Origin of the sequence: Paenibacillus spiritus (genome assembly GCF_008710135.1) — a bacterium.
GTDB lineage: Bacteria > Bacillota > Bacilli > Paenibacillales > Paenibacillaceae > Paenibacillus_AQ > Paenibacillus_AQ glufosinatiresistens.
Genome location: NZ_VYKK01000015.1, coordinates 381,923 through 394,732, shown reverse-complemented (window position 1 = coordinate 394,732; position 12,810 = coordinate 381,923). Strand labels below are relative to the sequence as shown.

12 protein-coding genes are annotated in these 12,810 nt (G+C 60.1%); 9 read left to right on the top strand and 3 right to left on the bottom strand.

Translation table 11 applies throughout. The features are described 5' to 3' along the window. Positions 1-102 precede the first annotated feature (102 nt). The 8 genes from F4V43_RS12680 (at position 103) to cysI (ending at position 9,822) form a co-directional block, all read left to right on the top strand. Positions 103-780 (top strand): response regulator transcription factor, encoded by a 678-nt coding sequence (locus F4V43_RS12680; RefSeq protein WP_150458592.1) that lies wholly within the window; start codon positions 103-105, stop codon positions 778-780. After that, a complete protein-coding gene (locus F4V43_RS12675) occupies positions 777-2,162 on the top strand; it encodes a sensor histidine kinase (protein ID WP_150458591.1) in 1,386 nt (461 codons plus the stop codon). The genes F4V43_RS12680 and F4V43_RS12675 overlap by 4 nt, the downstream gene beginning before the upstream one ends. 71 nt (positions 2,163-2,233) lie before the next feature. Further along, positions 2,234-3,358, top strand: a complete 1,125-nt coding sequence (locus tag F4V43_RS12670; protein WP_150458590.1) for an ABC transporter permease — start codon at positions 2,234-2,236, stop codon at positions 3,356-3,358. Beyond that, a complete protein-coding gene (locus tag F4V43_RS12665; RefSeq protein WP_150458589.1) occupies positions 3,355-4,062 on the top strand; it encodes an ABC transporter ATP-binding protein in 708 nt (235 codons plus the stop codon). Before F4V43_RS12670 ends, F4V43_RS12665 begins: the two co-directional genes overlap by 4 nt. Positions 4,063-4,270: 208 nt before the next feature. Then, complete coding sequence (locus tag F4V43_RS12660; RefSeq protein WP_150458588.1) at positions 4,271-5,560, top strand: Nramp family divalent metal transporter; 1,290 nt, start codon at positions 4,271-4,273, stop codon at positions 5,558-5,560. A 138-nt stretch (positions 5,561-5,698) separates the two neighbouring features. After that, on the top strand, positions 5,699-5,932 hold the full coding sequence (locus F4V43_RS12655; RefSeq protein ID WP_150458626.1) for an LSm family protein: 234 nt from the start codon (positions 5,699-5,701) through the stop codon (positions 5,930-5,932). Positions 5,933-6,209: 277 nt separating this feature from the next. Beyond that, positions 6,210-8,066 carry an assimilatory sulfite reductase (NADPH) flavoprotein subunit gene (locus F4V43_RS12650; protein ID WP_150458587.1) on the top strand — a complete coding sequence of 619 codons (1,857 nt, stop codon included), beginning with the start codon at positions 6,210-6,212 and terminating at the stop codon, positions 8,064-8,066. A gap of 34 nt (positions 8,067-8,100) precedes the next feature. Further along, the gene (gene cysI / locus F4V43_RS12645; RefSeq protein ID WP_150458586.1) at positions 8,101-9,822 is read left to right on the top strand and encodes an assimilatory sulfite reductase (NADPH) hemoprotein subunit; all 1,722 of its coding nucleotides are present in this window, start codon (positions 8,101-8,103) and stop codon (positions 9,820-9,822) included. Between the two features lie 76 nt (positions 9,823-9,898). Here the strand turns inward: cysI and F4V43_RS12640 are convergent, their stop codons facing one another. After that, on the bottom strand, positions 9,899-10,408 hold the full coding sequence (locus F4V43_RS12640; protein WP_150458585.1) for a DUF3231 family protein: 510 nt from the start codon (positions 10,406-10,408) through the stop codon (positions 9,899-9,901). Positions 10,409-10,594: 186 nt separating this feature from the next. On the opposite strand from F4V43_RS12640, the gene F4V43_RS12635 reads away from it, so the two are divergent. Then, positions 10,595-11,440 (top strand): neutral zinc metallopeptidase, encoded by an 846-nt coding sequence (locus F4V43_RS12635; RefSeq protein WP_150458584.1) that lies wholly within the window; start codon positions 10,595-10,597, stop codon positions 11,438-11,440. Positions 11,441-11,575: 135 nt separating this feature from the next. On the opposite strand, the gene F4V43_RS12630 is transcribed toward F4V43_RS12635, so the two are convergent. Both F4V43_RS12630 and F4V43_RS12625 read right to left on the bottom strand, forming a co-directional pair. Continuing rightward, positions 11,576-12,187, bottom strand: a complete 612-nt coding sequence (locus F4V43_RS12630; RefSeq protein WP_150458583.1) for an AAA family ATPase — start codon at positions 12,185-12,187, stop codon at positions 11,576-11,578. A gap of 33 nt (positions 12,188-12,220) precedes the next feature. After that, positions 12,221-12,799, bottom strand: coding sequence for a GNAT family N-acetyltransferase (locus tag F4V43_RS12625; RefSeq protein WP_150458582.1), 579 nt, complete (start codon positions 12,797-12,799; stop codon positions 12,221-12,223). Positions 12,800-12,810: the final 11 nt, after the last annotated feature.

Here is a 12,810-nt window from a genome sequence, read left to right as displayed (position 1 = left end):
AGGTGGTCCCTCTCAGCTTAGAAAATTCTACTTTTGGGACAGCCTCTTTTTTTATGCTATACTGACAGTCATGAATTCAAGGCGGGAGAGTGAAGGTTCATCATGAGAACGATGCTGGTAGCCGACGATGATCCCCATATCCGGTCGCTGCTCCGCCAGGTGCTGACCGGAGAGGGATATCAGGTACTGGAAGCGGCGGACGGCTTGGAAGCCAGGGAGCGCCTGGAGGCTGCGCCGGTTGATCTTGCTATACTGGATGTGATGATGCCTGGGCTGGACGGACTGGAGCTGTGCCGGATCATCCGCGATACGTACGACATCCCGATTATTCTGCTCACGGCGCGGCAGCAGCTCAGCGACAAGGAGCAGGGGTTCCTTCAGGGGACGGACGATTATGTGACCAAGCCGTTTGAACCCGAAGAGCTGCTGTTTCGCATCAAGGCGCTTTTCCGACGCTATGACGTGCCTTCCCTGGACAAAATCCGGATCGGCCGCGTGCTGATCGACCGGCGGAACTATGAGATCACCGCAGGCGACGAGACGCTGCTGCTGCCGGTGAAGGAATTCGAGCTGCTCGCGCAGCTTGCCCAGTATCCCGGGAGGCTCTTCTCGCGCAGCGAGCTGATTGAGCGGGTATGGGGCTTGGATTATGAAGGAGACGACCGGACGGTCGATGTCCATATCAAAAGGCTGCGGCAGCGGTTCGCCGAGCATGACGGGAGCTTCCGAATCCGGACGATCCGGGGAATCGGCTACAAGCTGGAAGCGGGGAACGCATGAAATCCCTCTATGTGCGAATGTGCGCGGTCTTCTGCTCCGTCGTTGTCGCCAGCAGCGTTCTAGCTTTTCTGATGTCCAATCTGTATTACCAGGTCAATGTCAAGTCGAGAAACGACGCCAAATTGACGCGGATGGCCCTTGAAGTCAGCCGCTTCGGCGAATCGCATGCCGGGGAACTGGACAGCTACCTGCGGACGACCGCCGCTCTCGGCTACAAAATCTATCTCACCGACGGCAGCGGCGAGAACCGGTTCTACGGGCAGCCGTTCCGAGAGAACGACCTGCCGGAGGCCGAAGTGGACGCCGTGCTCGCCGGCGGCATCTACCACGGAATTGCCGATTTTCCGAGGGAAGCGTTCGTAACCGGCTTCTTCGACAATGAGCTTCGGAATACGGTCGGGGTGCCGCTCGGTTATCAGGGCCGGAGCTACGCCCTGTTCCTGCGGCCCGATCCGGTCACGCAGTTCGGAGAACTTCGCGGTTTTTTTGCCATGATTATTGCCCTTACCCTGCTGCTGAGCCTCGTGTTCCTGCTCATTACAGTGCTGCATGTCGTCCGCCCGATTGTCCGGCTGACGGAAGCCGCCCGCACCATTGCCCGGGGAAGGTACGACATCCGTCTGAACACAAGGCGGCGGGATGAGCTGGGCGATCTGGCCCGCAGTTTTACGGCGATGAGCCGCGAATTAGAACGCACGAACCGGAGCCGCCAGGAGTTCGTGGCCAATGTGTCGCATGAGATCGAATCTCCGCTGACCTCGATCCAAGGATTCGCCCATACGCTCCGCGACGACGGGCTTGCGCCGGAGAAGCGGCGCGAATATTTGGCGATTATCGAAGAGGAGAGCCGCCGTCTGTCCCTGCTCAGCAAGCAGCTGCTGACCTTGTCCGCGCTCGATGACGACCCGGGCCGACTGGAGCTGTCCCGCTTCAACCTGCGGGACCAGTTCCGTCAGCTGGCCCGGATGCTGGAGTGGCGACTCAGCGAACGTCAGCTGGCTCTGCGCCTGTCGGTTCCCGACCTGGACACGGACGGCGATGCCAATCTGCTGCACCAGGTCTGGATGAATCTCTTGTCCAACGCCATCAAGCACACGCCGCCCGGCGGGGAGATTACCGTCAGCGCCGCATCCGCGAAGGGGGGCGGCTGCACGGTGGAGATCCGGGATACGGGCGAAGGCATTCCCGCCGAGCGGCTGCCGCTGATCTTTGACCGATTCTACAAAGCGGACGAAGCCCGGACAAGGGAGGCGGGCGGCAGCGGCCTGGGCCTTGCCATTGTCCGCAAGATCGTGGAGGTGCACGGCGGCTCCGTGGAGGTATCCAGCCAGCCGGGACAGGGGACCGTATTCACAGTGCATCTGCCCGGCCGCCATTTGTAACCTGTTATTCATACTGCGTTCATTTTTCTCCGGTAGACTGAGTCCATCACGGATTCAAGGAGGAGAACTAGATGTTTCTGGCTTTGCGGGAAATGCGCCATGCCAAGTCCCGGTACGCACTGATCGCAGCCATCATGCTGCTGATTTCTTTTCTGGTGCTGTTCGTAACCGGACTTGCCAAAGGGCTGGCTTATGCCAATATTTCGGCTCTGGATCATATGAAGTCCCCCGTGTTTGCCGTTCAGGAAGATGCGGAGCGGAAGTTCCGCGGCTCCATGCTGGACGGGGACCAGCTGAGTGCGGTCCGGGCAGCGGCCGGGGAAGAGAATGCCGACTGGCTCGGCGTTCAGACCGCCACCTTACTTGCGGGCGGAAGCGGAGGCAAGCTGGATGTGACCTTGTTCGGAATCGACATGAAGCGTTCGCTGGCTCCCGAAATTGCGGAAGGGCACGCGGTCTCCGAAGCCGGGTCAGGCGAAGTTGTGGCTGATCTCAAGTTGAAGGAGTCCGGCGCCCGAATCGGCGGGAAGCTGGAAGACCCGGTCTCCGGGCTGAGCTGGACCATCGCCGGCTTTGTCCGGGACTACTCCTACAGCCATACTCCGGTCGTCTTTCTGAATTCGGCCGATTGGCTGAAATACAAGCAGGCGACGAGCGGGGCCGGGAAGAAGCTGACGTCGGCGCCTTACAACGCCATTGCGCTGACGGCCGGGGCCGGTCAGAACAATGAGCTGGCCCGCGCGGCCAAGGCCCAGGGGCTGGAGCTGCTGACGAAGAACGAAGCGATCCGGGCGGTGCCCGGCTATGCGGCCGAGCAGAATTCCCTGCTGATGATGATTGTCTTCCTGTTCGTCATTTCCGCGTTCGTGCTGGCCGTCTTCTTCTATGTCATCACGATTCAGAAGACCGGCCAATTCGGCATCCTGAAAGCAATGGGCACCCGGACGGGCTATCTCGGCTGGAGCGTGCTGTCGCAGGTGCTGACGCTATCCGTGGTCAGTATCGGCGCCGGCACCGCGCTCACCCTGCTGGTGAAGGGGATGCTGCCCGAAGCGATGCCGTTTCGGCTGGAGCCGGACACGATGCTGCTCACCGGAACGCTCTTCCTGGGTGTAGCCGCAGCGGGATCGCTCGTATCCGTGCTGCGCGTGGCCCGAATTGATGCGCTGGACGCAATCGGGAGGGCGGCGGCATGAATAAGACTCAATTGAAGATGAGCGGCGTAACCCAGACTTACGGGGACGGTGACCGTACGCTGACGGTGCTGCAGAACCTCGATCTCGAGGTCCGCGAAGGCGAATTCGTCGCGGTTCTCGGCCCTTCGGGCTCCGGCAAGAGCACGTTCCTGTCTCTGGCCGGGGCGCTTCTGACCCCGACCGGCGGCGAAATCTCCATCGGCGGCGAGCTGTTGTCGGGCAAAAGCAAACGCGAGCTCGCCGATCTCCGGCTCCGCCGGATCGGCTTCATGTTCCAGAGCGCCCACCTGCTCCCTTATCTCAAGGTGGAAGAGCAGCTTCATCTGGCCGCCCGGCTCGGCGGTCTTCCGGCAGGCGAAGGCAAGCGCAAGGCAGAGCGCCTGCTGAAGCGGCTCGGTCTGTGGGACCGGCGCCGCCATTATCCCGAGCAGCTCTCCGGCGGAGAACGCCAGCGGGCGGCAATCGCCCGCGCCTGGATGAACGATCCGGCGCTCCTTCTGGCGGATGAACCGACGGCAAGCCTCGACTACGAGCGGGGAATTGAAGTCGTCCGAATGCTGGCGGACGAGGTGAAGGAGGAAGGCAAGGCGGCGGTAATGGTAACCCACGACGAGCGGATGCTGGAATGGTGCGACCGGGTGCTGGTGCTGGAGGGCGGCCGGCTGCGGCCAAGAGCGGAAGCGGCAGGAGGCGGGAAGAAATAGAGCCGGCGAATTGAGCCGGCGCAGCAAGAGAATGATCGGCGGCAGTCCGGAGAGAACCCGGACTGCCGTCTTTTTTGCATGAAATCTGAATTTAGGCGGGGGAATGGTTTACAAAACGGGTATGAAAGTCTATAATGAACGTAATCAAAAGTTGCATTGAGCAAACATTTATGACTTGGACTAATATTTAGGCGGGGAGGAAAGAAAGATGGAACCAACATACACTGTTAGCGCTGCCCGAAGCAAGGACGCGCATTCCCGGACCGCCGAATCGGTCTTTCAGGGAGGGGGGAAGGGTCTGCAGCGGCTGATTCCGTTCCTCGGGCCGGCCTTCATCGCCGCTGTGGCTTATCTGGACCCCGGCAATTTTGCAACCAATATTACCGCAGGCTCCACCTATGGGTATATGCTGCTGTGGGTCATCTTCGGATCGAATCTGATGGCGGTGCTTATTCAGACGTTGTCCGCCAAGCTCGGCATTGCCACCGGACGCAATCTGCCCGAAGTCGCGCATGACCGATTCCCGAAGAAAGCCTCCTGGTTCCTCTGGGTCCAGAGCGAGCTGGTCATTATGGCTACCGATCTGGCGGAGTTTCTGGGAGCGGCGCTTGGACTCTATCTGCTCTTCGATATTCCTATGCTGCCCGCCGCGCTGATTACGGCCGTCGGCTCCTTTGCCATCCTGGGGCTTCAGCGCCGCGGCTACCGCTGGCTTGAGGCCGGCATCGCCGCCATGATTCTGGTGGTCGTCCTCGCTTTTGCCTTCCAGGTGTTCATGGCGAAGCCGGATATGGCCGCCGTCGCGCATGGCCTCGTTACTCCTCGCTTTGACGGCGTGGACAGCGTTCTGCTGGCCGCCGGCATTCTGGGGGCAACCGTAATGCCCCATGCCATTTATCTTCATTCCTCGCTGACCCAGAACCGCATCGTCGGCAAGAACGATGAAGAGAAGAAGCGCATCTTCAAGCTTGAATTTATTGATATCATTATCGCGATGCTGATTGCGGGAGCCGTGAATATGGCGATGGTCATCGTCTCCGCGTCGCTGTTCCACAAGAGCGGTCTGGCCGTCGAGGATCTGGAAGTGGCCTATTACGAATTCGGCCGCCTGATCGGTCCGGTTACCGCAGGAGCCTTCGGTCTTGGCCTTCTGATTGCCGGACTCTCCAGCGCCTCGGTCGGCACGATGGCCGGCGATGTCGTCATGCAAGGCTTCATCAACAAGAAGATCAATGTGTATCTGCGCCGCGCGATTACTACGATTCCGCCGCTGGCCATCATTCTGTGCGGGGTCGATCCGACCCGGGCGCTGATTATCAGCCAGGTCATTCTCTCGTTCGGCATTGCCTTTGCCTTGATCCCGCTTATTATGTTCACGAGCAGCAAGTCGGTGATGGGCGGTCTCGTCAACCGTAGGGGCACAACGGTGCTTGGCTGGATGATTGCGGCCCTTGTCGTCGCGCTTAACCTGTTCTTATTGGTGAAGACGTTCGTCTGATCCTGGTCTCTTCCTACAAAATGGCCCAAGACGGTTCCTCCCTCCGCGGGAGCGGATACCGGGCTTGGGTCATTTGCCGTTTCCGCTTCTCCCCGCCCCGCATAGCATGACGGCATAAGGGAGGAATGATGCTCAATGATGGATGCATATTATAACTGCATGCAATTGAAGAACCGGCGCGTCAAGATTCTGACCCACGACGGCCAGCAGTATCAAGGCGTGATCGTGAATGTCGACCAACAGAACGTGTATCTCCGTCCGGATCAGAAAAGCGCCTCGACGTCGGCGTTCACCCCGTACGGCTACGGGTACGCCTATAATCCGCTTATCACGCTAAGTCTGTTCACCCTGCTTGCCATTGCGCTGATCTGACGCCGACAGCCGTGCCTGCACGCGCGCAGGAAGCACCCCGCCCGCCCGGATGGGCGGGCTTTTTGCATGCGGAAGAGGGACACAGCAGAACGAACCAGCACCCGGCAGAGACAGGCGGGCGGCCCGGATACGGGAAGGTATAAAGGGAATTGATAGCTTCCATAAATTCAAGCGAATTGACCGTTCCCGGAACCTGTGTTAGCTTCAATACAGAAAACATTAATCTGGACTAAAATACTAGGATTTGGACCAGGGCCAAATTTGCGGGGTGGAAATTGTGGAACTTCAAGTAACCAACAGTCCTTTTAATCAAGAACAGACCGAGCTTCTGACGCGTCTGTTGCCGACGCTGAACGCGTACCAGCGCATCTGGCTCAGCGGATATTTAACCGCCGCACCGGGAGAAAGCCTTGCCGTCTCCGGCTCTCCGGCAGCCGGAACCGGGACGGAGGCTTCCGGCTCGGCGGCTCCGGCTGCGGCGCCGTCTCCGGCGGTCTCCCGCGAGGTGACCGTCCTGTTCGGATCGCAGACGGACAACTGCCGGGGGCTGGCCAAGAAGCTGGCGAAGAAGCTGGAGGAAGGCGGATTTGCCGTCACGCTCTCGGCCATGAGCGATTTCAAGCCGAATAATCTTAAGAAGGTGGAGAACCTCCTGGTGCTGGTCAGCACGCATGGCGAAGGCGAGCCGCCGGACAATGCGCTGGCCTTCCATGAGTTCCTCCACAGCAAACGGGCGCCGGGACTGAACGGTCTCCGCTACTCGGTGCTGGCGCTTGGCGATACCTCTTACGAGTACTTCTGCCAGACCGGAAAGGACTTCGACAAGCGTCTGGAAGAGCTGGGCGGCGAGCGGCTCGTGCCGCGGGTCGACTGCGACGTGGACTTCGACGAACCGGCGGCCGGCTGGATGAACAGCGTGATCGGAGCGCTGTCGGCGGAGAGCGGCTCGGCTTCCGCCGCTGCCGGAATTCCGGTGACGGCTCCGATCGACGCGGGCGGCGAACCGCAGTACTCCCGCAGCAATCCGTTCTATGCGGAAGTGTTGGAGAATTTGAACCTGAACGGCCGTGGCTCCGACCGGGAGACCCGGCATATGGAGTTGTCGCTGGAAGGCTCCGGGCTGACCTATGAGCCGGGAGACAGCCTCGGCGTCTACCCCGAGAACCATCCGGAGCTTGTGGCCGAGCTGATAGAGGCCATGGGCTGGGATGCGGAAGAGCGCGTGACCGCTGGGAAGTCCGGCACTCCGCTTCCGCTGCGCGACGCGCTCACCCGGTATTATGAGATTACGGTACTTACCAAGCCGCTGCTTGCCAGCATTGCGGCGACTGCGCCGGCTAGCGGAATCGGCGGACTGCTGGAATCCGGACGGGAAGAGGAGCTGCGCAGCTATCTCGCCGGCAGCGATCTGCTCGACCTGGTCCGCGACTACGGTCTCCGTGGCCTGTGCGCTCCGGAACTGACCGGCCTGCTGCGCCGCATCCCGCCCCGGCTGTATTCGATCTCGAGCAGCCCGACAGCGCATGAGGGTGAAGTCCATATCACCGTCCGTGCCGTTCGTTATGAAGAGCGGGGCCGGAGCCGGTACGGCGTCTGCTCCGTCGGACTTGCCGAACGCGTCCGGCCCGGGGACAAGCTGCCGGTCTTCATCCAATCGAACTCGAACTTCAAACTGCCCGAGGACCCGCAGACGCCGATCATTCTGATCGGACCGGGAACCGGCGTAGCGCCGTTCCGGTCGTTCCTCGCCGAGCGCGAGGAGACCGGCGTATCCGGGAAGAGCTGGCTGTTCTACGGCGATCAGCATTTCTCCACCGATTTCCTGTACCAGACCGAGTGGCAGCGCTGGCTGAAGGACGGCGTGCTGACCCGGATGGATGTGGCCTTCTCCCGGGATACCGACCGCAAGGTCTATGTGCAGCACCGGATGCTGGAGAAGAGCGCCGAGCTGTACCAATGGCTGAAGGAAGGCGCGGCCGTCTATGTATGCGGAGATGAGAAGCGGATGGCGCATGACGTTCACGCCGCGCTCGTACAGATTCTCCGGGAACACGGCGGCCTTGCGGCTGAAGCGGCGGAGGACTATCTGACAGAGCTTGTTCAGCAGAAACGTTACCAGCGGGATGTCTACTAAGACTTCCCCGGCACTGCGAGAGGAGAATGGAAACATGGCACTGAATGAACTTTATCCGCCCCAGGACCGTCCCCACAGCGATGTGGAGGACATTAAGCGGCGCAGCGATTATTTGCGGGGAAGCCTGGAAGAGACGCTGGCGGATCCCATAACCGGCTCGATTCCCGAGGACGACAACCGCCTGATGAAGCACCACGGCAGCTATATGCAGGATGACCGCGATCTGCGGGCCGAGCGCGCCAAATCCAAGCTTGAGCCGGCCTACCAATTCATGCTGCGCGTCCGGGCTGCGGGAGGCGTCGTTACGCCGAACCAGTGGCTGATGATGGACCGGATCTCCCACAAATACGGCAACGGCACGATCCGGCTGACCACCCGCCAGTCGTTCCAGCTGCACGGCGTAATCAAGTGGAACCTCAAGAACACGATCCGGGAAGTCAACGAAGCGCTATTGAGCACCCTGGCGGCTTGCGGCGACGTCAACCGGAATGTGATGTGCAATCCGAACCCTTATCAATCCGACATTCACAGCGAAGTCTATGAGTTGGCCCGCCGCGTGAGCGATCACCTCGATCCCCGCACGCGCGCTTACCACGAAATCTGGCTGGACGAGAAGAAGGTCGTCGATTCCCGCGATGCCGGCGAGGTGGAGCCGATCTACGGACCGGTCTATCTTCCGCGCAAATTCAAGATCGGCATCGCCGTTCCGCCGTCCAACGACGTCGACGTCTTCTCCCAGGATCTCGGATTTATCGCCATTGTGGAGAACGGCGTTCTACAGGGCTTCAATGTCGCGGTAGGCGGGGGAATGGGCATGACCCACGGCGACACCAAGACGTATCCCCAGGTAGCCAAGCTGATCGGCTTCTGCACGCCCGACCAGCTGATCGAAGTGGCCGAGAAGACCGTTACCATCCAGCGCGACTACGGAGACCGGGCGGTGCGTAAGCACGCGCGGTTCAAGTATACGATCGACGACCGCGGTCTGGACTGGCTCCGCGGCGAACTGCACAGCCGTCTGGGCTGGGAGCTGGCCGAGGCCCGGCCGTTCAATTTTCTTCACAACGGCGACCGCTACGGCTGGGTCAAAGGCTCGGACGGCAAATGGCATTACACCCTGTTCATCCAGAACGGACGCATCCAGGATGAGGAGGGCTACCCCCTCATGACGGGACTGCGCGAGATTGCCAAAATCCATACCGGGGACTTCCGGTTGACCGCCAACCAGAACCTCATTATCGGCGGCGTCACGCCCCAGAAGAAGAAGAAGATTGAAGCGCTGATCGCGCAGTATGCCCTGACCGACGGCGTTCACTATTCCGCACTCCGCCGCAATTCGATGGCCTGCGTAGCGCTTCCGACCTGCGGCCTTGCGATGGCGGAATCGGAGCGCTACCTCCCGTCCCTTCTCGACAAGCTCGAACCGATGCTGGAGCAGAACGGGCTGCGGGACGAGGATATCGTCATCCGCATGACCGGCTGCCCGAACGGCTGCGCCCGTCCTGCGCTGGCGGAGCTGGCGTTCATCGGGAAGGCTCCGGGGCGGTACAATATGTACCTGGGCGGCGGATTTACCGGCGACCGGCTGGCTAAGCTGTACCAAGAGAACATTACTGAGAGCGACATTCTCGGCACCTTGGAACCCATGTTCGGGCGCTACGCCAAGGAACGCTTGGCAGGAGAGCATTTTGGCGATTTCGTCATTCGGGCCGGGTATGTAGAAGCGGTTCGGGACGGACGCGAATTTCACGCCTGACACAGATAAAGTCAAGCAAGAAGAAGACCTTCGGGAATCCCGAAGGTCTTTTTTACGATGGGACTGACCGCTGTCCTTATTCCGGTCGCTTGGCAAGCAGCGGAGGAGGAACCAGCCAGCCCTTCTCCTTCAGCAAGTGCAGCGTCTTCAGTCCAAGCGCGGCCTTGGATGCATGGTACTTGGCGAACAGCGCGCCGATGTCTTCGCGGATGCTCTGGCCCATCACCATGCTGCAGGCAACCAGAGCAGATGCGTTGTCGGCGGCCAGCTTAGCCGCAATCTCGGGATCGGTGAACCGGGCTCCGGCCGGAATATCTTCCAGTCTGGCTTCGGCTCTGTCCGGCATGGAAGGGGCCAGGGCCAGACCCTGGTCCGTCAGCAGCTTGTCGCATTCGCTCACTTCCAGCTCGGCCTGATCGATAAAGGAATCCAGCAGCTTCTTCAAATCCTTGTCTCCGGCATGAAAGTGATAGGCCCGGTAACAGGAAATGGCGCCCTTGGCTACCATGGAAGCCTGCCAGACCTGATAAATTTCTCCGTAGTGCATCGGTTCGTCTTTAGAGTTGCCTCCCAATATTCCGCTCAAGCAATGATCGCTCCTTTGAGTTGAATTTCGCAAGCGCCGTTAGGTTGCCCGTCTTGCGAAGGTTCCATTCCGTTCGCCAAACGGATTCGCAAAAAGAGGGTCGTTTCCCGCCCAAGTGGGGTATATGTCATATAACGAGCCTGAATCTAACGAGAATGGAACCCAGAAGAGCAAGGAGGCTGACTTATGAAATGGCAGGGTAGAAGAACAAGCAGCAATGTGGAGGATCGCCGGGGCATGAGCGGCGGCGGCAAGCTCGTCGGAGGAGGAATCACCGGCGTCATTATCGTAGCTATCGTGACCCTGCTCAGCGGAGGAAGTCTTGGCGACGTGCTCGGCACGGTGCTGTCCACCAATTCGGGAACCGTGGCGGGTACCCAGCAGAGCGCAGTATCGCAAGAGCAGCAGGAGGAGCTGTCCCAGTTCGTATCGGTCGTTCTCGCGGATACCGAGGATGTATGGGGCGAGGTGTTTAAGGAGCAAGGCATGACTTATAAGAACCCGACGCTGGTCCTGTACAGCGGAAGCGTGCAGTCGGCCTGCGGGTACTCCAGCTCGGCCGTGGGGCCGTTCTACTGCCCGGGCGATCAGAAACTGTACATCGACCTCAGCTTCTACAACGAGCTTCAGAGCGAGTTTCAGGCGCCCGGCGATTTTGCCATGGCCTATGTCATCGCGCATGAAGTCGGCCACCATGTCCAGACGCTGCTCGGCACCACAGACAAATACAGCGCCCGGATGCAGCAGGATAATGCCTACCAGGTCCGCTTTGAGCTCCAAGCCGATTATTTGGCGGGGGTCTGGGCCCATTACGCCCAGGACAAGAACCTGCTGGATGTCGGAGACATCGACGAGGCGTTGACGGCCGCAAGCGCGGTCGGGGACGATACGCTGCAGAAGAAAGCGCAGGGCTATGCCGTTCCGGAGAGCTTCACCCACGGCTCGTCGGAGCAACGGAAGCGCTGGTTCCAGAAAGGATTCGATTCCGGAACCATTGAAGGCGGGGATACGTTTGGCGCCCGGTCTTTATAGCGGCACTTCCGAATTATTGTGACCCAAGAACAAGGAACAAGAAGAAGCCGGCGGATTCGCCGGCTTCTTCTTGGCATGTGCATGTGCATGGTACAGATACAAGTGCAGAATGTGCAGATTGAGAATGGACCGCTCTTACGGTCTGGCCGCCTCGGCACTGCCGGCATAGAGCTGCCGCTCCAGTTCCAAGGCCGTGGCATTCACGTCGGGACTTGAATTGTCGATCTTGAGCACACGGCCCTCCGGCAGCGGCCAGGTTACCGACCGGACATTCAGCGCGGCGCGGAACTGCTCCCAGTTGCGGAGCTTCCATTCATCCAGCTTCAGGTGCCGTCCTTCGATCCGGGAGCGGTAGAGCTCCTCGTTGGCGAGATGGACCAGCACGACATACACATCGACCTCTTCCGTAGTGCGTCCGATCTTGGCCAGTTCTTCGGCGATCCAGCCGGGATTGGCCGCTTCCTTGGTGAAGGGGCCGACCACGAAGGAATCGACGCCGAGCTCCACATTGTCCAGGGCCGCATCCATAGTAAGGCGGTAGCCGAGATCGCGGCAGTACTTCTTGTAATCGGCCGAATCGCGGTCGTTCGGGTCCAGCCCGAGCATGGTCATGATGACATCCGAAGCCGGCCGCATCAGCACGTCCATATCAAAGAACGCACATTTGCGGCGGGAAGCAAGGGCTTTGGCCAAGGTCGTCTTGCCGGCTCCGGCAGGTCCAAGAAAGAATACCAGTTTGCTGTTCATCGTCAGCTCTCCTTTATGCGGATACTCGGATGGTCACTCCCGTTTATCATAACGCATAAAGGCAGCTTTGTGAAAAGTTTCGATGCATTGAAACAGCGCGCGTCCGTCGCGGGGTACCGGCTGTGCCGGATCTAGGGGTCTGACATAAGCCCGATAGGGTTCGGGGACCCAGATGTAAGTGTGCACATACTCTGTCGGGACAAAACTGAGCCGTTCCCAGAACCGGTTCCGGCTGTGGTCTTCCGGGGTCTCGCCGGCTTCCGCCTCGATCAGAAAGCCGATGGCTTCGCCGCTACGGCGATCCCGCCGCTCAAGCTCCTCCACCAGCCGGGCTCCGATTCCCCGGCTGCGCAGATCGGAGCGGACAGCCAGATAATCAATGAGCCGCAGGCTGGAGGCCTCTTCCGCAAGCGGAACCGTACCGGACAGCGCGAAGCCAATGGCTTCGCCCTCCAACCTTCCGACGGCAAGGGAGGCCAGCCGGCGTTCCAGCATGGCCCGGAGTACCCGCTCCGGCTTCGCTCCGTGCGGAAAGGCCTCTTCATAAATCGGTCGGATTTCCGCCCAGACCGCTTCATCCCACTGTTGATAATCGTCGATCTGCCATTCCATCCGTATCACCG